We start from the raw sequence: 1,112 nt of genomic DNA on the forward strand, positions 1-1,112 counted from the left end.
TCGTCGTGGGCGCCGTGGTCCTCTCCGGGATCGCGGTCGTGCTCCACGTGCAGATCGAGCGGGCGACGATCGCGACCGATGAGTCCCTCGCCGCCGGGGACGCCGCGCCGTTCGTCTCCGACCTCCGGCACAACCCGGACGAGGCGCCGGACCGCCCCGCCGAGGACGTCCTGGTCGGGATCCGGACCTCCTCCGGTTCGTGGCTCGTCGACTCCCTGCCGCGCGACGTCCGGGCATCACTGCCGTCCGGCGTCCCCGAGGACGAGGTAACGCTCCGTCTGCACACCGGGCACCGGCTCGTCACCGTCGTCGGGGTGCCGGTCACGAACGACGACGGCTCCGCGGTCGTGTGGGCGGCCCACGACGGCCGTGCCGGGCAGGAGACACTCGAGCGCGTGGACCGCTCGCTCGTCCTCGGGACCGTCCTGGCGCTCGTGGCGTTCGCGGCGACGGCCTGGTTGCTCTCGACGCTGGCCCTCCGACCCGTGGGGCGGATGCGGCGGACCGCCGAGGACCTGAGCGCCGGGACCGCGGGCGGCCACCTGCCGGTCGGGAGCTCGGACGACGAGCTCGCCGCCCTCGCGCGGACGCTCAACGCCTTCATCGACCGGCAGCGCGAGAACGCCGAGCGGGAGCGGCGGATGGTGTCCGACGCCAGTCACGAACTCCGGACACCGCTCGCCGCCCTGACCGCTCGGCTCGAACTCGCGCACCGCTCGTCGGGCGATGCCGAGGCCCTCGAACGCGAGCTGCGCGGCGCCGAAGGAGACGCCGCGCGGTTGGTGGCGCTCGCGAACACGATGCTCGAGCTCAGCCGGCTCGACGAGTCCGGTCCCGCACCGTTGACCCCGGCGGCCGCGCTCGTGACGGAGCTGATGGGCTCGATCGACCGCGCGCGAGCACTCGGCGGCGCCGTCGACCGTGACATCGACTTCACCGTGGCACTCGACGCCCCCGACGAGCGGTACGCGCTCGAGCCCGCGGCGTTCGCCCGGATCGTCGACAACCTCGTCGCGAACGCGATCGCCGCGGGGGACGACGGCGGTGTGATCCGGGTGACGCTCGCCCAGGACGCATCGCACGCGCTCGAACTCACCGTCGTCGACGACGGT

At 73.9% G+C, this 1,112-nt stretch carries 1 protein-coding gene; it reads left to right on the forward strand.

Going from position 1 to position 1,112, the window contains the following annotated elements:
* The coding region (locus BIV03_RS17540) for a histidine kinase dimerization/phospho-acceptor domain-containing protein (RefSeq protein ID WP_071296602.1) at window positions 1–1,112 on the forward strand (1,112 nt) is incomplete at both ends.

Source organism: Curtobacterium sp. MCBA15_016 (assembly GCF_001865105.1).
Lineage (GTDB): Bacteria > Actinomycetota > Actinomycetes > Actinomycetales > Microbacteriaceae > Curtobacterium.